This window comes from Lentzea sp. NEAU-D7, assembly GCF_026242055.1.
Lineage (GTDB): Bacteria > Actinomycetota > Actinomycetes > Mycobacteriales > Pseudonocardiaceae > Lentzea.
The window spans coordinates 644,151-662,420 of sequence record NZ_JAPJDL010000002.1 but is presented as its reverse complement, the minus strand read 5'-3'; the positions used below and the strand labels follow the sequence as shown (position 1 = coordinate 662,420).

20 protein-coding genes are annotated in these 18,270 nt (G+C 69.2%); 7 read left to right on the top strand and 13 right to left on the bottom strand.

The features are described from left to right. Positions 1-26: 26 nt before the first annotated feature. Positions 27-422, top strand: a complete 396-nt coding sequence (locus ORI60_RS06470; RefSeq protein WP_266035354.1) for an SsgA family sporulation/cell division regulator — start codon at positions 27-29, stop codon at positions 420-422. On the opposite strand, the gene ORI60_RS06465 is transcribed toward ORI60_RS06470, so the two are convergent. Together ORI60_RS06465 and ORI60_RS06460 are read right to left on the bottom strand one after the other, a co-directional pair. Further along, positions 419-979 (bottom strand): GNAT family N-acetyltransferase, encoded by a 561-nt coding sequence (locus tag ORI60_RS06465; RefSeq protein WP_266035352.1) that lies wholly within the window; start codon positions 977-979, stop codon positions 419-421. The genes ORI60_RS06470 and ORI60_RS06465 overlap by 4 nt on opposite strands. Next, positions 976-1,440: an FxsA family protein gene (locus ORI60_RS06460; protein WP_266035350.1), complete on the bottom strand. Its 465-nt coding sequence runs from the start codon at positions 1,438-1,440 to the stop codon at positions 976-978. The genes ORI60_RS06465 and ORI60_RS06460 overlap by 4 nt, the downstream gene beginning before the upstream one ends. A gap of 130 nt (positions 1,441-1,570) precedes the next feature. Between ORI60_RS06460 and ORI60_RS06455 the strand changes: the two genes are divergently transcribed. Continuing rightward, positions 1,571-2,959 (top strand): KamA family radical SAM protein, encoded by a 1,389-nt coding sequence (locus tag ORI60_RS06455; RefSeq protein ID WP_266035348.1) that lies wholly within the window; start codon positions 1,571-1,573, stop codon positions 2,957-2,959. Here the strand turns inward: ORI60_RS06455 and ORI60_RS06450 are convergent. Next, positions 2,899-4,071 carry a hypothetical protein gene (locus ORI60_RS06450; RefSeq protein ID WP_266035346.1) on the bottom strand — a complete coding sequence of 391 codons (1,173 nt, stop codon included), beginning with the start codon at positions 4,069-4,071 and terminating at the stop codon, positions 2,899-2,901. The two genes, ORI60_RS06455 and ORI60_RS06450, sit on opposite strands and share 61 nt — an antisense overlap. Positions 4,072-4,409: 338 nt before the next feature. Between ORI60_RS06450 and ORI60_RS06445 the strand changes: the two genes are divergently transcribed. After that, positions 4,410-5,513 carry a pectate lyase family protein gene (locus ORI60_RS06445; RefSeq protein WP_266035344.1) on the top strand — a complete coding sequence of 368 codons (1,104 nt, stop codon included), beginning with the start codon at positions 4,410-4,412 and terminating at the stop codon, positions 5,511-5,513. 114 nt (positions 5,514-5,627) lie between these two features. Here the strand turns inward: ORI60_RS06445 and ORI60_RS06440 are convergent, their stop codons facing one another. Further along, on the bottom strand, positions 5,628-6,311 hold the full coding sequence (locus tag ORI60_RS06440) for an alpha/beta fold hydrolase (protein WP_266035342.1): 684 nt from the start codon (positions 6,309-6,311) through the stop codon (positions 5,628-5,630). A 111-nt stretch (positions 6,312-6,422) separates the two neighbouring features. Here ORI60_RS06440 and ORI60_RS06435 point away from each other — a divergent pair, with 111 nt between their 5' ends. After that, positions 6,423-7,388 (top strand): helix-turn-helix transcriptional regulator, encoded by a 966-nt coding sequence (locus ORI60_RS06435; RefSeq protein ID WP_266035340.1) that lies wholly within the window; start codon positions 6,423-6,425, stop codon positions 7,386-7,388. A gap of 22 nt (positions 7,389-7,410) precedes the next feature. After that, positions 7,411-8,172 (top strand): DinB family protein, encoded by a 762-nt coding sequence (locus tag ORI60_RS06430; protein WP_266035339.1) that lies wholly within the window; start codon positions 7,411-7,413, stop codon positions 8,170-8,172. Between the two features lie 21 nt (positions 8,173-8,193). Here ORI60_RS06430 and ORI60_RS06425 read toward each other — a convergent pair whose 3' ends face one another. From ORI60_RS06425 to ORI60_RS06390, 8 genes are all read right to left on the bottom strand, one after another. After that, positions 8,194-8,823 carry a response regulator gene (locus ORI60_RS06425; protein ID WP_266035337.1) on the bottom strand — a complete coding sequence of 210 codons (630 nt, stop codon included), beginning with the start codon at positions 8,821-8,823 and terminating at the stop codon, positions 8,194-8,196. Then, the gene (locus tag ORI60_RS06420) at positions 8,820-10,109 is read right to left on the bottom strand and encodes a sensor histidine kinase (RefSeq protein ID WP_323055880.1); all 1,290 of its coding nucleotides are present in this window, start codon (positions 10,107-10,109) and stop codon (positions 8,820-8,822) included. Before ORI60_RS06420 ends, ORI60_RS06425 begins: the two co-directional genes overlap by 4 nt. A 20-nt stretch (positions 10,110-10,129) precedes the next feature. Next, complete coding sequence (locus ORI60_RS06415; protein WP_266035336.1) at positions 10,130-11,251, bottom strand: acyltransferase family protein; 1,122 nt, start codon at positions 11,249-11,251, stop codon at positions 10,130-10,132. Between the two features lie 157 nt (positions 11,252-11,408). Beyond that, positions 11,409-11,582 (bottom strand): CsbD family protein, encoded by a 174-nt coding sequence (locus ORI60_RS06410; protein WP_266035334.1) that lies wholly within the window; start codon positions 11,580-11,582, stop codon positions 11,409-11,411. Positions 11,583-11,680: 98 nt separating this feature from the next. Beyond that, positions 11,681-13,060 carry a serine hydrolase gene (locus ORI60_RS06405; protein WP_266035333.1) on the bottom strand — a complete coding sequence of 460 codons (1,380 nt, stop codon included), beginning with the start codon at positions 13,058-13,060 and terminating at the stop codon, positions 11,681-11,683. Positions 13,061-13,069: 9 nt separating this feature from the next. Continuing rightward, the gene (locus tag ORI60_RS06400) at positions 13,070-13,231 is read right to left on the bottom strand and encodes a hypothetical protein (protein WP_266035332.1); all 162 of its coding nucleotides are present in this window, start codon (positions 13,229-13,231) and stop codon (positions 13,070-13,072) included. 263 nt (positions 13,232-13,494) lie between these two features. Further along, the gene (locus tag ORI60_RS06395) at positions 13,495-13,812 is read right to left on the bottom strand and encodes a hypothetical protein (protein ID WP_266035331.1); all 318 of its coding nucleotides are present in this window, start codon (positions 13,810-13,812) and stop codon (positions 13,495-13,497) included. Positions 13,813-13,941: 129 nt separating this feature from the next. Beyond that, positions 13,942-14,178, bottom strand: a complete 237-nt coding sequence (locus ORI60_RS06390; protein WP_266035330.1) for a hypothetical protein — start codon at positions 14,176-14,178, stop codon at positions 13,942-13,944. A 512-nt stretch (positions 14,179-14,690) separates the two neighbouring features. Here ORI60_RS06390 and ORI60_RS06385 point away from each other — a divergent pair. Further along, positions 14,691-15,794 (top strand): glycosyltransferase, encoded by a 1,104-nt coding sequence (locus ORI60_RS06385; protein WP_323055879.1) that lies wholly within the window; start codon positions 14,691-14,693, stop codon positions 15,792-15,794. Between the two features lie 736 nt (positions 15,795-16,530). Here ORI60_RS06385 and ORI60_RS06380 read toward each other — a convergent pair. Beyond that, positions 16,531-17,298, bottom strand: coding sequence for an SDR family NAD(P)-dependent oxidoreductase (locus ORI60_RS06380; RefSeq protein WP_266035329.1), 768 nt, complete (start codon positions 17,296-17,298; stop codon positions 16,531-16,533). 85 nt (positions 17,299-17,383) lie between these two features. Here ORI60_RS06380 and ORI60_RS06375 point away from each other — a divergent pair, with 85 nt between their 5' ends. Then, the gene (locus ORI60_RS06375; protein ID WP_266035328.1) at positions 17,384-18,247 is read left to right on the top strand and encodes a helix-turn-helix transcriptional regulator; all 864 of its coding nucleotides are present in this window, start codon (positions 17,384-17,386) and stop codon (positions 18,245-18,247) included. Positions 18,248-18,270: the final 23 nt, after the last annotated feature.

Genomic DNA, 18,270 nt, shown 5'->3' with positions numbered 1-18,270 from the left:
ACCCTCACCGCGGAGGAGGAACGGCGATGTTCAACGAGACCCGGGTCGGCACAGCCACCGTCGTTGAGTTCATTCGGCCGGACGGCTCGGTGGAGCCGATGAACGTCGACTTCCAGTACCGATCGGACGATCCGCACGCCGTGACCTTGCGTTTTCAGGCTCGGGACCAGGAGTCGACCTGGCTCGTCGGCCGCGAGCTGCTCGCGGACGGGCTGCTGTCGCCGGCCGGGCTCGGGGACGTGCGGCTGCGGCCGGGCGACGGCGACGTGCTCGTGCTCGAGCTGCTGACCGAGGACTCGCACGCGGTGTTCCACCTGTCCGCGGCCGAGCTGCAGCGGTTCCTCGACTCGACCTACGCGGCGGTCCCGGCCGGGCGCGAGGTCGTCGACTTCGACCTGCTGGTGAAGGACCTCCTGGGCTAGAGCCTCAGTCCCAGGACGAGCTTCTCCGCGGAGTCGATCACGCGAAAGCCCAGGTGCTCCCAGAAGCCGACCGCGTGTGTGTTGTGGTGCCGCACGTGCACATGAACGCCCTTCTCCAGGCGTTCGAGCACGCTGCGGACGAGCGCGCCACCGAATCCCTTGCCCTGCGCGCGGGGCAGCAGGTTCGCGTGCATGTGCGCCGGGTAGTCGCTCGCGACCAGCAGATCGGCGCGGGCAGGGTGGTGGATCTGCTGCACGATCCGGTTCGCGTTGGGGGTCAGCGGGTAGCGGACGCGCAGGTCAGGCCACCAGTCCCGGTCGCAGCGGTCCTCGAAGGCCTCCGTGTCCGACGCCGCGAGCGCGTAGCCGCAGATCCCCTCGTCGTCCTCCGCCACGACCACCAGGTCGGGTTCGAACGCCGCGTACGGGCCGACGTAGGCGTGGCCCATCAGGCGTGGATCGTCGAACAGGTGACGCGCGCCGAGGCCACCGTTGCCGGTGTCGAGGCAGATGTCGTACAGCGCGTCCAGGTCGGCGGGCCGGTACGCGCGGATCACCGGATCTCGCGCCGCTCCGTGATGACGACCGGGTCGGTGTCGACGTCGATCACCTCGCCCTCGATGACCTGACCGGCGCCGAAGCGGCGTTCGTGCTCGAACTTGAGCGACGCCGCCTCCGCCTTGCGCGCGATCCGCCGGCTCACGAGCTTGCGCGTGGGCGGGAAGAGCAGGAACAACGCGGCGACGTCGCTGATGAAGCCGGGAACCATGATCAACGCGCCGGCGGCCGCGATCAGCACGCCGTCCGCCATCTCCTGGTGCGGCTGCTGGCGCTTGAACACCGACTCGGAGAACGCGGCCATCGTCTGCGCGCCCTGACGGCGCACCAGCGACAGCCCGACGAGGGTGCCGAGCAGGAGCAACGCGATCATCCAGAGCCCGCCGATGGCGTTGCCGACGGCGACCATGACCGCGATCTCGGCGAACATCCCGAGCAGCAGCAGCGCGAAGAGGGGCATGCCCGTTCAACGCACAACGGCGCGTCTTTGCTCCCGACCGGCCCTCCACCAGGGCTTGATCTGAAATATTTACGGCAGCCTAGCGATATGACAGGATATCTTTACGCGACCTCGACGCTGAGGAGTACGGATGACCGCGGTGCACGACGCCCCCACGGCGCTGGAGCGGCTGGACCGCCAGCCGTACACGTACGTCCGCCGTGAGCTGGTCGAACCAGACTGGCGACGCTTCCCCGGCTGGTCGCACGTGACCGAGACGCAGTGGCGCGACGCCCAGTGGCAGCGCGTGAACTGCGTGAAGAACGTGAAGCAGCTCCGCAAGGTCGCGGGCGACCTGCTGACCGACAGGTTCTACGACGACCTCGCGAAGGACATGGACGCCTTCGCGACGATGTCGATGCTGATCCCGCCGCAGATGTTCAACACGATGGCGGTCGACGCGGAACTGTCTCCCGACGCCTTCACCGAGGCGTTCCTGAACGACCCGGTCCGCCGCTACATGCTGCCGGTCTCCTCGGACCGCGACCCCGACTGGCCGTCGCACCCGCACTCCCAGCGCGACTCGCTGCACGAGGCGGAGATGTGGGTGGTGGAGGGCCTCACCCACCGCTACCCCACCAAGGTCCTGGCCGAGATGGTGTCGACCTGCCCGCAGTACTGCGGCCACTGCACCCGCATGGACCTGGTCGGCAACTCCACGCCGCTGATCGACAAGCACAAGCTCTCGCTGAAGCCGGTCGACCGCCAGGACCAGATGATCGAGTACCTGAAGAAGACCCCGGGCGTCCGCGACGTCGTGGTCTCCGGCGGTGACGTGGCGAACGTGCCGTGGCCGCAGCTCGAGTCGTTCCTCATGCGCCTGCTCGACATCGAGACCGTCCGCGACGTCCGCCTGGCCACGAAGGCCCTCGCCGGCCTCCCCCAGCACTGGCTCCAGCCGCGTGTCGTCGAGGGCCTGGAGCGCGTGGCCCGCACGGCGTCCCGGCGTGGCGTGAACCTCGCGATCCACACCCACGTGAACCACGCCCAGTCCGTGACCCCCCTCGTCGCCGAGGCCGCGCGCACCGCACTGGAAGTCGGCGTGCGGGACGTGCGCAACCAGGGCGTCCTGATGAAGGGCGTCAACGCGACGTCGGACGACCTGCTGGACCTTTGCTTTGCGCTGCAAGGGGAAGCGAACATCCTGCCGTACTACTTCTACATGTGCGACATGATCCCCAACGCCGAGCACTGGCGGGTGTCGGTGTGGGAGGCGCAGGAGCTGCAGCACGCGATCATGGGCTACCTGCCCGGCTACGCGACGCCGCGCATCGTGTGCGACGTGCCGTACGTCGGAAAGCGGTGGGTGCACCAGCTCGCGGAGTACGACCGCGAGCTCGGGATCTCCTACTGGACCAAGAACTACCGCACCGGGATCGAACTCGAGGACCCCGAGGCGCTGGACCGCCGCTACCCCTACTACGACCCGATCTCGACGTTGGGCGAGACCGGCCGGAAGTGGTGGGCCGACCAGACCTGACAGTTCACGACGGGGCCGTTTCCAGGACAACTTCCGGGAGACGGCCCCGTCGGCATGTTCCGCCTCGCCAGATCAGGCGGTCGTCCGTGGCGCCACACCGCAGTTGGGGCGGTACACCACTCGGTTCGCGCAGCGCGCGAGGTTCCAGTTCGTCGCGAGGAACGACCCCGCCGGTGGGTTGGGGTGGAAGTAGTCGTTGACGTTGCAGTCCCAGTAATGGTGAAGGGGCACCGGCCGTAGACCACCGCAATGCCGGGCGCGTTGTTGACGGCGTTCTCCACGCCGGGCCGGGTGTCGCCGCTGCCGTAGGCGACGCCGCCTCCGCAGCCGCCGTCGCGCCAGTACACGACGTTGTCCTGACCGGTGATCCGCTGGCCCTGCCGCGCGACTTCCTGGTCGATGGCGGCGATGTCGCTGTTGTCGTGGCCGCTGCGCAGGACGCGGACAGCGGGCTGACCCGAAGCGTCACAGGCGACGCGCAGCGACAGGTCGCCGCCGTACTCCGCGGCGCGGTTCGACACCATCGCGTTGGACTGGACGAAGTGCTGCCTGATCAGCGGGACCATCGTCGCCGACGCGCCGGGCGCACCGGCCGGGATCAGGTAGACCAGCTGGATCCGGTACGAGTCCGCGGCGCAGTGGTGCGACCGCGCGGCCACGGTCGTGATCGCCGGCGACTCCACCGAGTCCCGCACGCCCTTGTCCTCGGCGAGCGGGGCGTCGATGTGGGTCACAATGTCGCCGTGCGCGGTGCGCACCTTGAACTGGCCGTTGCCCAGCGCGCAGACACGGTCGCCCAGGCCGCGTTCGGACGTGAACTCGTCGGCACGGCGACAACGGTCCGCGGCCGACGGCCCGTGCGAGTGCGGAGCCGCGCCCTCGGAGTGAACGTGGTCGCCGAGGTGGCCACCGGCGACCTGAACCGGGGCGTCGGCGGTGATCGATGCGGCGCGGAAACGCTCCTGCGAGGAGGCTGGTCGCCGAAAACATTTTCGGCAAGACCTTCGACCACTCGAAGTCGAACGGCGCGACCCATTCGATTCGATTCGAACGGCGAAACCGCACGAATCCTCGAACTTTTCGGCGAGCAAATCAGCAGGCCAACGCTCCACAACCTACTCATTCATATCCGTGAATCAGCCGGATTGTCGCCGGAAAGCCACACCGCACGCGCGTAAACGCGGTGCCCGTTGTTCATGAACGTGAATTTTATTGCCCGTCGCACAATGGTGCGCAATACTCACTGGAAGCGTTCCCAGCGACGTTGATTCCGGCCGCCAACGCGATCAGAGTCGCCGGGAATGCCGTCAGACGGTCCTGCTCGCGCATAGGCGACGTAAGAGTCCGCGCACGGAAAACGCGCGACAAAAGCGGAACACCGGTGTTTCCGCCTCACGCCGCCAGCGAGTGCGACCACACCCGTCCCACCTTCGAAGACGCAGGAGACGAAATGACACGATCAGTCGCATGGCGGATCCCCGCAGTCGTGGCCGCGCTGGCCGTCGCGGCCTCGACCAGCGCGGTGCTGGCGACGTCACCGGCGTCGGCGGCGGCCGGCACCGCGACCGGCTACGCGTCCCAGAACGGCGGGACCACCGGCGGCCAGGGCGGGGCGACGGTCCGGGCCACCACGGGAACCCAGATCCACCAGGCCCTGTGCGGCCGGGCGAGCAGCAGCACGCCGATCATCATCGAGGTCTCGGGCACGATCAACCACGGCAACACCGCCAAGGTCTCGGGCAACAGCTGCGAGACCGCCGCCGGCGTGATCGAGCTCAAGCGGATCAGCAACGTCACCATCATCGGCGTCGGCGGCGGAGCCGTCTTCGACCAGCTCGGCATCCACATCCGCGAGTCCCGCAACATCATCATCAGGAACGTGACAGTCCGCAACGTCAAGAAGTCGGGCTCCCCCACGTCCAACGGCGGTGACGCCATCGGGATGGAGAACAACGTCCGCAACGTCTGGGTCGACCACGTCAACCTCCTGGCGTCGGGTGGTGAGTCGGAAGGCTACGACGGCCTGTTCGACATGAAGAACAACACCCAGTACGTGACCCTGTCCTACAGCACCCTGCGCAACTCCGGCCGCGGCGGGCTGGTCGGCTCCAGTGAAAGTGACCGCTCGAACGGGTTCATCACCTACCACCACAACCTGTACGAGAACATCGACTCCCGCGCGCCGTTGCTTCGAGGCGGCATCGCCCACATGTACAACAACCACTACGTGAGCCTGAACGAGTCCGGCATCAACTCCCGCGCCGGCGCCAAGGCCAAGGTGGACAACAACTACTTCAAGAACTCCCGTGACGTCCTCGGCACCTTCTACACCACCGAGGCCGGCTACTGGCAGGTCAGCGGCAACGTCTTCGACAACGTGACGTGGTCCGCCCCGAGCAGCGACCACAAGCCCGCCGGTCCCGACGTCAAGTCCACCACCACCGTCTCCGTCCCCTACAGCTTCACCCTCGACCAGGCCAACTGCGTGCCGAACGTCGTGAGCCGCACGGCGGGCGCCAACACGGGTCTGAGGGAGTCGGACGGCAGCTGCTAGCGGGACGCACACACTGATCAAGAGTGAAGTCCTTGGCCCGATCTTCCTCTGTCGCAAGAGGACTGATCGACCAAGGGCTTCACAGCAGTCCTTCCTCGTTGCCCGCTGGAGAAGTCAGGCCGTGCCGGCCGCCGCGAGGAGCCGGGCGAGCTCAGCGGGCTTGGTGAGCATGGGCCAGTGGCCGGAGTCCACGTCGACGAACTCGAGGTGCTCGACCCGGGCGAGCTCCGGCACGTCGCCCGCGTTGATCCACTCCTCGGCCTGGGCCGGGGTGAACTCGGGGCAGACGACCACGACCGGAATCTTGAAGCGCCGCTCGTCGGTCAGCCGCACGACGCCCGTGGCCACACCCTCGGGCACGGGGATCGCGGTGGCGGCGAACGCGCGCCTGGCGTCCTCGTCGAGGTCGGCCGAGTCCGGTCCCTCGAACGGCGCCCAGCCGGGGAACGGCATGACGCCGTCCCGCAGTGCGAAGAAGTCGGCGTAGGGCTTCCCGTCGGAGGCCGGGAAGCCACCGATGAGGACGACCGCGGAGACCTTGTCCGGTCGCGCGTCCGCGGCCGTCCAGGCCAGGGTGCAGGCGGCCGAGTGTCCGACCACCACCGGCTTGCCGGAGGCGGAGTCGACGGCGTCGAGCACGGTCGCCACCTGGTCGGCGAGTGTGGCGGAGGCAGATCCGTCCCCCTGCCCGGGCAGGGTCAGCGGCACCGGGCGATGACCGAGCGACCGGAGTTCGGACGCGACGTCGTCCCAGGCGGATCCGTCGAGCCACAGGCCTGCGATGAGCAGGATGTCCACGATCTGTTCCCCTCTTCTGCGCGGCCGGGTCACCGCGACGCGTCGTCACGCTAGAGCCAGTTCCGGACGATCTGCTTCCGGTTCATCGAGGCGATCTCCTACTCTGCGCAAGTGCCGAGTGACCTCAGCCCCACCTCCAGGGCTCTGCGAGCCCTGGAGATCCTCCGGACGCGCCCCGGCATGACGGCCGGCCAGCTCGCGGAGCGACTGGGCGTCACAGAACGCGCCGCCCGCCGCTACGTCGGCATCCTGCGCGAGGCGGGCATCCAGGTCGAGTCGAGCCGAGGCCCCCACGGCGGATACAGGCTCCGGCGCGGCACGAAGCTGCCCCCGATCGTGTTCACCCAGGCCGAGGCGCTGGGACTGGTCATGGCGGTGCTCGACGGCCAGCCGGCCGCCACCGAGGCCGACGACCCGGTCGGTGCGGCGCTCGGCAAGGTCGTCGAGGCGCTGCCTGAGAACGTCGGCCGGCAGGCAGCCGCACTGCGCGAGCACGCCAAAGCCGCGCCGGACAGGCATTCGGCCAGCCCGGATCCCGCCATCACCGGCGCACTGGTCGCCGCCGTCGCGGCCAGCCGCCGGGTGCTGATCGAATACCGGAGCGAAGCCGGCAACGCGTGGAAGTCCGAAGTGGACCCGTGGTCTGTGGTGGTCCGCCACGGGCGCTGGTACCTGTTGTGCCATTCCCACAGGGCGGATGCCATCCGCACCTACCGGATCGACCGGGTCCGCACGGTCGGGCAGACCGAGCACGAGTTCGAGCCACCCCACGACCTCGACCCGGTCGCGGCGTTGGAGGAGAACCTGGGCACGGGCTGGGAGTTCCCCACCCACGTCGTCTTCGACGCGCCGCTGACCGAGGTGCAGCCCTGGATCCGGCCTCCCATGGGACGGCTCCACCCGTCAGCGGAAGGATGCGTGCTGCTCGGCAGCACCAGCAATCCCGCGATGTACGCGCAGGAGTGGTTGGCGGCCGTGCCGTTCGGCTTCCGGGTCCGGGGTGGAGACGAACTGCGTGCCGCGGTCGCGGCCGTCGCGACGCGCTTCGCGGCAGCCCTGGTGCCGGCGGACGAATGAGTGCGAGCCTCGGGAATCGCAGATGAAGGCCGGATTGTCAGTGCTCGGACCTAGTATCCGGAGCATGACGCGGTATGTGGACGAGAACTTGCGCGATGCGGAGTTCCGCGAATGTGATCTGACCGGGGCACGTCTGATCGGCGTCGTCATGCAGGACGCCGTGGTCGACGGGCTCGTCACCAACCTCGTGGTGAACGGTGTCGAGGTCACCGAGTACGTCGAGGCGGAGCTCGACCGGCGTCATCCGGTGCGGGTGCTGATCCGCTCCGAGGACCCTGCCGATCTGCGCGAGGCGGCACGTCGGCTCCACGCCGGTTGGGTCGCCACGGTCGAGCGGATCCGCCGCACGCCCGGCATCGAGCACCGCAGCGTGAACGACGAGTGGTCTGCGGCGCAGACGATGCGCCACCTGGTCTTCGTCCACGACTCGTGGTTCCGCCGCTGCTGCCTGGGCTCGACGGAGCTGTTCACGCCGATGGGCATCGGGCCGTCCGTCGAGCCCTACCGTGAAGCGCACGGGCTTGACCCCTCGCTCGATGCGGCCCTCGACGAGATCGTGCGCGTGCGTGAAGCACAGGCCGCCGAGCTCGAGGCCTGGCTCGGCGACGTCACCGCTGAGCAGCTCGCAGCGCGAGCGCCGGTGCCCGACGACGACGTCTGGCCGCCCTACGCCCGCGGCCGCTCGGTGCGGAAGTGCCTCGGCACGGTGCTCAACGAGACCTTCGAGCACCACGGCTTCTGCGTCCGCGACCTCGACCTGATCGAGGCACAGGACGCTGAATGACGAGCACTCCTCTGACCGCCGTCACTCCCGCGGCACCAGGTAGCCGCGGGTGAACGCGGCCGCCACAGCGGCCGCCCGGTCGTTGACGCCCAGCTTCGCGTACACGTGCAGCAGGTGGGTCTTGACCGTCGTTTCGCTGATGTGGAGCCGTTTCGCCGCCTCGCGGTTCGTCGAGCCCTGGGCGATCAGCTCCAGCACTTCCAGTTCGCGCTGGGACAGCGGTGCCTGGGCTGGTTTGCGCACCTGGCCCAGGAGCCGGGTCGCGACGGTGGGTGAGAGCACCGCCTGGCCGCGTGCGGCGGCCTCCACCGCGCGGACGAGTTCCTCTCTCGGCGCCTCCTTGAGGAGGTAGCCGGTGGCGCCGGCTTCGACGGCCGGCAGCACGTGGCTGTCCGTGTCGTACGTGGTGAGCACCAGGACCCGTGACGGCACGCCGCGCTTCGCCAGCTCCCTGATGGCGGCGACGCCGTCCGTCCCCGGCATGCGCAGGTCCATGAGGATCACGTCGGGGCGGAGGCGCTCCGCTGCCGCGACGGCTTCCGCGCCGTCACCGGCTTCGCCGACCACCTCGAAGCGCGGGTCGGCGCCGAACATGCCCCGCAGCCCGTCCCGCACGACCGGGTGGTCGTCGACGATCAGCAGTGAGATCAACTCGTGCTCCCGACGGGGATCGCGGGCACCGTCACCGTGATCGCGGTACCTCCGCCCGGTTCGGACTCGACGTCCAGGCGTCCTGCCAGGCGCTGCACGCGCTGTCGCATGCCGGCCAGGCCGAAGCCGCCGTCGGCGGAGCCTCCTGTGCGCTTGGTGTCGGGCTGGAAACCCACTCCGTCGTCCAGCACGTCGAGCGTCACCAGGTCCTCCATGTACGACAGGGTCAGGGCGACCCGACCGGCTCGTGCGTGCTTGGCGACGTTGGCGAGAGCCTCCTGCGCGGTGCGCAGCAGTGCCACCTCGACCTCGGTGTGCATGGGACGGGCGTCGCCGGTCGTGGTCAGCACCGCCTCGACTCGGTTCACCTCCGACCAGCGCTTGGCCACGTCGCCGATCGCGTCCGGAAGGCGGGCCTCCGCCAGTGCGGACGGTCCCACCGCGTGCACCGTCCGGCGCGCCTCGACGAGGCTTTCGCGGGCCAGGTCCATCGCGTTCGCCACGTGCCGGTGCCGCACCGCCGGGACGTCGGACGCCTGCTCGGCGGCCTGGAGCTGGGTGAGGATGCCGGCCAGGCCCTGGGCGAGGGTGTCGTGGATCTCCCGCGCCATCCGCTGCCGTTCGTCGAGCACGCCCGCCTCGCGGGCCCGCACCAGCAGCTGGGCGTGCAGGCCCGCGTTCTCCGCCAGGGCGGCCTCCAGCTCGGTGTTGGCCCTGTGCAGCTCGGCCAGCGCCCGCTTCTGCCGGTGGTTGCGCCGGTCGGACATCACGTCGGCGTAGAAGCCCGCCGTGGCCATCACCGTGGTGAGAACGCTGACGGCGGGCCACTTCCACCACTCGTCGGCCGTGATGTTGTCCGCTCCCCCGACGTAGGAGACCGCCGAGACCGCGGAGGTGACGGCCACGCCGGCGTAGCGCCACCGGCCCTTCAGGTACTGGAAGGCGTGCACGTAGCCGATGAAGGCGAAGAAGCCGAACCAGGGCGTGAGCAGCACCAGGCCGGCGGTCAACACCACGAGCCCCACGTAGTACACGCCCATCAACGGGCCGTTGCCGTGCAAGTCCGCGCGGAACGTGTGGAACCACAGAACCCACGCGGTGAGCAGGGCCGAGAGCCCGAGCAGACCCGGGAGGTGCACCGGCGCGTCCCAGAGCGGCTGCAACAGGGCGAAGACGACGCTGACCGCCAGCAACGGGTACGGGAGCACCTTCAGGACCGCGGTCTCCTTGCGCTCCCAGCGGTCGAACTCCTCGCGCAACTCGGCCTCGACGCCCACGACCCGCATGATCGCACGCCCGCGCCCGGCTACACCGTTGCCCGGACGACGGGCACACGCCGCAGCGCGCCCGAGATCGCCCAGCTCGCGACCGCGGCGATCACCAACGTCAGCAGGAACTTCGGCACAGGTGCCGCATCGAGTGGCCGCAGCGCCGCCTCGGCGCCCACAATCACCGGCGCGTGCACGAGGTAGACGAGGAAGGCGTTGTCGGCCAGGAAGCGGCTGAAGCGCGACGTACCGGCGGCGAAGCGTTCGAACACGCGGAGCAGCACCAGGACGACCCCGACCGCGAACAGCGACTCCGACAGGGCCAGAGCCAGGTGGGCGAGGTCGTGACCGGCCAGCTCACCGGACACCCCGAAGCCCCGGTAGCCGCCCAGTGCCAGCGGCACGAGCGACACCACCACCAGGAGCACGCCGAACCAGCCCGATTTCCGCGGAAGCGTCGCGAGCCAGCGGTGGCGGTACGCCGCGACACCTACCGCGAACAGCAGCACGTACTGCGGCATGTAGGCGGGGCTGGGCAGTCCGAGCAGCGGCTCTTTGGTGCCGTGCGGGACCAGGAACCGCCAGGCGTAGGTGACCACGCTGAGAACGAGCACGAAGGCCAGCAGGTCTCGCCTCCGCAACGGTCGTGGCCGCCCAGGCTCCGCGGTCGCGCGCAAGTGCCGCAACAGCGCGTACGCGAGCGAGAAGATCAGCAGCACTTCGAGGAACCAGGCGGGCCCTACTTCCCAGGTGGTGAGGTAGTGGACCGCGAAGGACGGCCGGGTCGCGGCCGGGAGGTTGACGTAGTCCGGCAGCACGAACAACGGGCGCAGCAGCACGATGAACCCGAGGAACGGGATCCCGAGCCGCTTCAGACGTTCCACCGCGAACCTGCGCGGCCCTCTCCTGTCTACCGCACCGGGTGCGAAGTACCCGGACAACAGGAAGAAGAAGCCCATGAAGAACGTCTGGTTGACCAGGAGCAGCAGGTCCAGCGGCTCCGCCGCGGACGACGAAGCGGGTTCGTGCCACTTCGGCCAGGCGTCGAGGTTGCTGTAGGGAGCCGCGGAGTGGTGCGCGACCACCAGGAGTGTCAGGAAGACGCGGAGGTTGTCGATGTAGGAGATGCGCGCCGGGCGCTGCACCTCGATGAGGGCCATGCGAGGAAGCCTGCCGCCCATGGCGCCGCGCCGGATCGACCACGCGGGCGGGGATCACCGCGGACGCGGTAGAGCCTGCGCATCCTCCGATCGGAGGATGCGAAACGAAGAAGGGTGCGTGCATCAAGTGATGCACGCACCCTTCCGAGTTCTCAGATCAGCTCTTGAAGACGTCCTTGACCTTCTCGGCCGCCTCCTTGAGGTGGCCCTTGGACTGGTCGGTCTGGCCCTCGGCCTGCAGGCCGGGGTCGTCGGTCGCGTTGCCGACGCCTTCCTTGACCTTGCCCTTGAGCTGGTCGGCCTTGGCGTCGAACTTGTCGTCGGTGCCCATGTCGTCCTTCCCCGACACCTGACTCTCAGGTGCGACATCTGTCTCTGGGTGCCCACGCAGACGAACCTCAACCCTCACCGTGCCGATTTGTGCCCAGGTCACGAACTCCGCAGGACGACGTCGATCTGCTTGCCGAGCTGTGCGAACTTCTGCGTGTACAGGACGGGGAAGACGCCGGGCGGGTCGGCCGGCCGGACCGGGTCGGTGTAGTCCATGCCCAGGTTGCCGAACACGACGACGACGTAGTCGCGCTTGTTCTTCCCGGGCAACGACTTCACGATGCCCGCGTCGGAACCCGCGGTGGCGGTCCAGCCGGTCTTGTGCGCGAACGTCACCTCGGCGGCGTCGTTGCACGGACGCACGTCGCGGTCGTAGACCGCGTCGCCGACGGTCACGGTGCCGTCCGGCTTGATCCAGCGCGACGGCACCTGCTGCGGGATGCCCTGCACCGGGTAGTCGCGGCCGCACCAGTTCGGCGTGGACAGCATCTCGTTGTGACCCTGGGCCGCCAGGGTGTCCAGGAAGAACGTCCGCGACGACGGCGAGAGTTCGTGGGCCGTGACCGGTTTGCCGTCGTTCGTCGTCCACAGCACGTCCGCGCCGCCGTTGATCAGCAGCAGGAGCTTGGCGGTGTCGAGGCCGCTCATGTTGGAGCCGCCCCAGGCGCCCCCGTTGCCGGGATTCGTCCCGGTGACCATCAGCGTCGGCATGCCCAGGTCCGCGAACGTCCGGTTGACCTCGTCCCACGCGTTCAGGTCGTGCAGCAGCTTCACCAGCGCGCAGGTGGACTCGTTCTGCGACTTCGTGATCATCTCGTCGAAGTGCTGCCGGACCTTCTTCACCGTCGGACCGCCGCACACCTGGCGCGCCGGGTTGGGGTCGAAGGCGTAGTCGGCGTCGAGGTCGATCCTGCCGAGGTCCACCAGTCGCAGCACGCCGAAGCCCACGAGCAGCTTGAGCACGGACGCCGGGTACGGCGAGGAGAAGTCGATCGGCGCGTTTTCCCTCCCCGGCAGCACGTCCCGGGTGCCCCTGCCACCGTTGGTGTCCCACTCGGCGTCATTCCACCAGCGGTAACGGACCTGGTCGGTGGACAGCGACCGGGGCTGGACGGGCACGACCACGCCGTTCGGGTGCTGCGGGCTGAGCAGCACGTTCGCGACGGCCTGCGGCCGCCCGGCCGGGTCGAGCTTGATGACCGCCACGTCCAGGTTCGGCGTCTGGTGCAGAGGCCTGCCCTCGGAGCGCGTGCGGGCCCGCCTCATCAGCTCGGCAGGGGACGGGTCGTACTCCTCGTGCTGCGCCGACGGTTGCGCACCGGGCGGAGTCAGGTCGACGACGTCCTTGAAGTTCTGTGCCGCCACCGCCTCACGCAGGCGCTCGGCCAACGGTTGACCGTCCGCAGTGGCGACCGGCGTCGTGGAGGCCGCCACCACCGCGAGCGCCGCGCACACCAGACTGATCCGCTTGAGCTTCATCTCGGTCCTCTACATCGGACGTCGATGGCTCGGTGCCCCGGCAGGTTCGAGTGAACCGGCGACGGGTCGCACCTCGTCGGTCTCACCCGGCCACTGGGGCGCCGTCGCGTCTCTCGCGGGCGTGCCCACGTACTTGGCGTAAAGCTCGTCGAAGATCGGTGTCCGGCTCATGCGGACCATGGTGAACAGCAGAGATGACAGATCACGTGACAACGCACCTAAACCGCTAGAAGAGGTGATGTGAGCGCTGCTTGCAAACCGTTGCGGCGCAACAAGGACCGGACATGCCGTGAAGCGCCCGGCTGCTTGTCGCAGCCGGGCGCTTCACGGAAGAACACATCGCCACCGCGCGCGTCGCGTCAGGCGTACCGGCCCCCGAAGTGATCAACCGGTAGGAGCCAGTGCGTCGACTACTTCGCGGGATGTGCCGCTGGTCAGCGGTCCGAGTCGTCGTCCTCGTGGTGGTGGTGGTGCACGTCCTCGATCTCGAGGTCGGGGTTCATGCACGGGCCGCCGTCGTTGTTGGAGAGGATCGGCACCGCGATGACGTTCACGTCGACGTGGCAGACGTTGATGTCGCTGAGCAGCTCGGAGTCTTCCATGTTGACCAGGCCGACCTGGTGGTCGTGGTCGTACTTCGAAGCGAGGTCCATCATGTCGTCCATCGCGCCGCCCTGCGTCGCGAAAGCGGGCGTGCCCATCATCAGGAAACCCGCGCCCACAGCAGCCGCGGCAATAGCCTTCTTCAGCATGACGTTATTCTCCTACGGGCCAGTCGTTATCTGCACGAGCAACAAGGAGAGGAACGGAACCGGCACCCCGCCGACTCCGCTCCCCTTTGTGAAAGAACGGCGCACCGCCGCAGCGGGCGCCGTCTCACGTCACTTGTCGTCAGGGTTGGCGCACAGGCCGCTGTCGTTGTCGGACAGCACCGGCACCGCGATGACGTTGACGTCGATGAAGCAGGCGTTGATGTCGCTGACCACCTCGGAGTCGTTCAGGTCGGCGACGCCGACCTGGTCCGTGATGTCGAGCTCAGGGGCATCGGCCAGCGCCGTGGAACCAATACCGAGGAAAGCGCCCGCGATAGCGACGGCCGCCCCTGCCTTCTTCAGCACAGAAATCTCCTTGTTCGAAAGCTGTCAAGAAAGGTTTGCGTCGGCAACGTGCCAGCCGCAAGTCCGACAGGACCGTATCCAAACAATCGATCGGAGACCAAATTGACGATCACGCGATGGTGTGAACACGACAGCCCCGCATCACACGATCGAGTGGTGCTCGAATGTTGATGTTTAGCGCCTCATCAGCGGATGATCAGGGCAGAACACGCGAATTCCACGTCCGCATCCCGCTATGGGGTGAATACTTCAGGCCGTCAGCGCCCGAGGCTCGGCCCGCGAGGCTCGGCCCGTTCTTATCAGCACGCTGACCAGGGCTTTTGCTTGAAACAGGCCGAATCTCCGCCTTGACGGCACGCGGTGGCGTCCCGGCCGCCGGGATCGACCACGCCGGTTGTGCGCCCTTGTCGCCGGCGGCGGCAGGCAATACGGTCGCCTGATCCACACCGGAACCCGTCGAGTTGAGCCGGCAGCTCGGAGTCGCGCTAGACGTCGAGGATGCGGCCGGGCTGATGCGAATCGCGATGGTGTCCGTACAGGCAGATCCACTCCCCGAAAACGCCGGACAGGGCGCACATGTGGCGGAGCTGTGCGCGGGGTTGAGCATTTCCGGGCACGACCCGGTCGTCTACACCCGGCGCGGCGATCCCACGTCGCCGGCGACTTCCGGCGCCGACGGCGGTTACGACGTCGTGCGCGTTCCGGCCGGACCGCCCTGTGCACTAACGGAGAACGAACTCGTCGAGCATCTCGGCGATTTCACCGAGTTCCTCGCGGAACAGTGGCGGGAGCGGCCTCCGGACGTGGTGCACTCGCACCACTGGACGTCCGGATTGGTGTCGATGATAGCCGCGCATCGCATTCGGGTTCCGGTGGTGCACTCCTTTCACGGCTTCGGCGAGACGGCGCTGGAACAGCGTTCCAACGCCGAAGCCCTCCTCGCGCGCCGGGCGGCGTGGATCTCGGCGACGAGTTCGGCGGAAGCGGCGCACTTGTCGCAACTGGGCGTGCGGCGCTCGCAGATGTCCGTGGTTCCCAGCGGCGTGAACTCCGATTTCTTCGATCCGGAAGGTCCGGTCGCGGTCCACGATGGACGAATGCGCGTCGTGGTGACCGGAGAACTGGCTCACGGCACCACTTCTTCGGCGATCGGCGCCGTCGTGTCCGCAATGGACCATGTCGAGCTGGTGGACGCGAACGCGGTTCCGCGCGCTGATCGGCCGGCGTTGCTGAGATCGGCCGATGTCGCGGTGTGCGCGCCGTCCGACGAGAGGTACGGCAGCGCGGCCCTGGAGGCGATGGCCTGCGGTGTCCCCGTGGTGGCCACGGCGGTCGGGGCGCTGAGCGACGTCGTGCTGCCGGACGTGACCGGCCTGCTGATCGGGCCGCGGGACGGCCGGCGGCTCGCGCAGTCGCTGAAGGCGTTGCTGGCCGACGAGACGCGGCGGGAGCAGTTCGGCATCGCCGCTCGCGACCGCGTTCTCGGCCGCTACTCGCGGCGGAGGCTCGCGAGGGAGGCGATGACCGTGTACGAGCGCGCCGGGGCCGGTCGCGCGGTCACCGGAGGAGCAGCTCCGGATCGCCAAAGGTGCCACGACGCCGGCGTGCGGACCTGACCCGAGCCGGACGGCGGGAGTCAGCTCTCGCGACCGGGCTACGTCGGCAACGCCACGCACACGCTCGCGACCTCGTTCCACGAGCTGCCGTTCAGCGGGCGCCGCCGACGCCGCGCACGCCGTGGCCGACCGTGCGATCACCAGAGGAGCGGCTCCGGGTCGCCAAGGGCGCCACGACGCCGGCGTGCGGACCTGAGCCGAGCCGGACAGCCGGAACCGACTCCCGCGACCGGGCTACGTCGGCAACGCCACGCACACGCTCGCGACCTCGTTCCACGAGCAGCTGTTCAGCGAGCGCCACCGACGCCGCGCACGCCGTGGCCGACCGCGCGGTCACCGGAGGACCGGCTCCCGGTCGCCAAGGACGCCACGACGCCGGCGTGCGGACCTGACCCGAGCCGGACAGCGGGAGTCAGCTCCCGCGACCGGGCTACGCCACGCACACGCTCGCGACCTCGTTCAACGAGCTGCCGTTCAGCGAGCGCCACCGACGCCGCGCACGCCGGGGCCGACCGTGCGATCACCAGAGGACCGGCTCCCGGTCGCCAAGGGCGCCACGACGTCGGCATGCGGACCTGACCCGAGCCGGACAGCCGGAACCGACTCCCGCCCCGGGCTGCGTCGGCGACGCCACGCGCACGCCAGCGTCCTCGTTCTGCGAGCTGCTGTTCAGCGAGCGCCGCCGAAGCCGAGCGCGCCACGGCCCTGATCCGGTCCTCGCACCGGCAGAGTGCCGTCAGGCGCCCGCTCCGCCGTCCACCGGCACGAGCGCTCCGTTCACCATCGACGCCCGGTCGCTCAGCAGCCACGCCGCCACCTCGGCGACCTCGCGCGGCTCCGCCATGCGCCCCACCGGGCTCGTGGCGGTGATGTGCGCCGTGACGCCGGGGGTCGCGGCCTCCCACTGGTCGATCATCGCCGTCGCGGTGCCGCCGGGGGTGATGCCGTTGACCCTGATGCCGTCCTTGGCCCACGTCACGGCCGCGGTCTCGGTGAGGCTGTTGAGTGCGCGCTTCATGGCGCCGTACGCGGGCAGGACGGGGTTGGCCCGGCGGCTGCCGATGCTCGACGTGTTCACGATCGCGCCTCCCCCGTGCCGCCGCATGAGAGCGGCCTCGGCGGTCATGGCGGTCCAGTGGGCGCGGAAGTTCACTTCGAACTGCTCGTCGATCTCGTCGTCGCTGGTCGTGTCGAGCGGGCCGGGCTGCTGGACGACCGCGGCGTTGTTGAACGCGCCGTCGAGGCGGCCGTGCAGTTCCCCGGCCTGGTCGATCGCGGCGCGGATGCCGGCGCGGTCGGCCAGGTCCAGGGTGATGGCGTCGGCGGTGCCGCCTTCGGCCCGGATCTCGGAGACGATCCTGGTCAGGCTGCCGGTGCTGCGGGCGGCCAGCACCACGGAGGCGCCCTCGTGGGCGAAGAGCCGTGCGGCGGCCTCGCCGATTCCCCTGCTGGCGCCGGTGATCAGCACGATCTTGCCGGTGAGAAGTCCACTGGTGTTCGTCATGGCACCAGCGTCGGTCGTGCCGGGCGGCGGAGACAGGCACAGGCTGTACCAGGCTGGGCCGCCACCCGCGGGCCATACTCGGGGTATGGACAAGCAGCAGCTCGGAGCGTTCCTGCGCAGCCGCCGTGAGCGGCTCCGGCCGGAGGACGTCGGGCTGACCGCGGGACCGCGGCGGCGGACGTCCGGGTTGCGGCGCGAGGAGGTGGCCGTGCTCGCGCACATCTCGACCGAGTACTACGTCCGGCTCGAACAGGGCCGGGCGCCGCGGCCGTCCACCGAGGTGCTCGCCGGGATCTCCGGGGCGTTGCGGCTCACCGACGCCGAGTCCGACCACCTCCACGTGCTCGCGGGAACGGCGCCCAGCCGCGACGGCAGGCACCGGCGCGACGTCCGGCCGAGCATCCTCGCGCTGCTCGAACGGCTGCCGCGGACGGCGGGGTTCGTCACCTCGGCGATCTTCGAGGTGCTGGCGTGCAACGACCTCGCGGCCGCGTTGATGGAGGACTTCCGCGAGCTCGCGCCGCGGGACCGCAACCTCGCGCGCCGGGCGTTCCTGGAAGAGCGGACGCTGTACGGGGTCTCGGACGCCACCGAGTTCCGCCACCACGTCGTCATGCAGCTGCGCAGCACGCTCGCGCGGTACCCGGCCGATCCCGCGGTGTCCGAGCTCGTCGACGAGCTGCGCGAGGGCAGTCCCGAGTTCGCCCGGCTCTGGGAGCGGCACGACGTGCAGTCGGCGGTGGTGCTCACGAAGACCTTCCGGCACCCCGTGGTCGGGGAGATCACCGTCGACTGCGACTCGCTCGCGCTCACGGACCACGACCAGCACCTCGTGCTCTACAGCGCGCCGCCGGGATCACGTGACGCGGAGGCGTTGGCGCTGCTGGACGTGCTGGGAGCGGAGAAGTTCGCGCCCCTGGGGGATTCCGCGGAGCACGGACAGTCCTGAGAGGACCAAGGCGTCGCCCGGTC

Bases quoted from the DNA above. Each gene is read 5' to 3' on its own strand.
- ORI60_RS06470 (WP_266035354.1), top strand. From the start codon at position 27: ATGTTCAACGAGACCCGGGTCGGCACAGCCACCGTCGTTGAGTTCATT.
- ORI60_RS06460 (WP_266035350.1), bottom strand. From the start codon at position 1,440: ATGCCCCTCTTCGCGCTGCTGCTGCTCGGGATGTTCGCCGAGATCGCG.
- ORI60_RS06455 (WP_266035348.1), top strand. From the start codon at position 1,571: ATGACCGCGGTGCACGACGCCCCCACGGCGCTGGAGCGGCTGGACCGC.
- ORI60_RS06445 (WP_266035344.1), top strand. From the start codon at position 4,410: ATGACACGATCAGTCGCATGGCGGATCCCCGCAGTCGTGGCCGCGCTG.
- ORI60_RS06430 (WP_266035339.1), top strand. From the start codon at position 7,411: ATGAAGGCCGGATTGTCAGTGCTCGGACCTAGTATCCGGAGCATGACG.
- ORI60_RS06420 (WP_323055880.1), bottom strand. From the start codon at position 10,109: ATGCGGGTCGTGGGCGTCGAGGCCGAGTTGCGCGAGGAGTTCGACCGC.
- ORI60_RS06415 (WP_266035336.1), bottom strand. From the start codon at position 11,251: ATGGCCCTCATCGAGGTGCAGCGCCCGGCGCGCATCTCCTACATCGAC.
- ORI60_RS06410 (WP_266035334.1), bottom strand. From the start codon at position 11,582: ATGGGCACCGACGACAAGTTCGACGCCAAGGCCGACCAGCTCAAGGGC.
- ORI60_RS06405 (WP_266035333.1), bottom strand. From the start codon at position 13,060: ATGAAGCTCAAGCGGATCAGTCTGGTGTGCGCGGCGCTCGCGGTGGTG.
- ORI60_RS06400 (WP_266035332.1), bottom strand. From the start codon at position 13,231: ATGAGCCGGACACCGATCTTCGACGAGCTTTACGCCAAGTACGTGGGC.
- ORI60_RS06395 (WP_266035331.1), bottom strand. From the start codon at position 13,812: ATGCTGAAGAAGGCTATTGCCGCGGCTGCTGTGGGCGCGGGTTTCCTG.
- ORI60_RS06385 (WP_323055879.1), top strand. From the start codon at position 14,691: ATGCGAATCGCGATGGTGTCCGTACAGGCAGATCCACTCCCCGAAAAC.
- ORI60_RS06380 (WP_266035329.1), bottom strand. From the start codon at position 17,298: ATGACGAACACCAGTGGACTTCTCACCGGCAAGATCGTGCTGATCACC.
- ORI60_RS06375 (WP_266035328.1), top strand. From the start codon at position 17,384: ATGGACAAGCAGCAGCTCGGAGCGTTCCTGCGCAGCCGCCGTGAGCGG.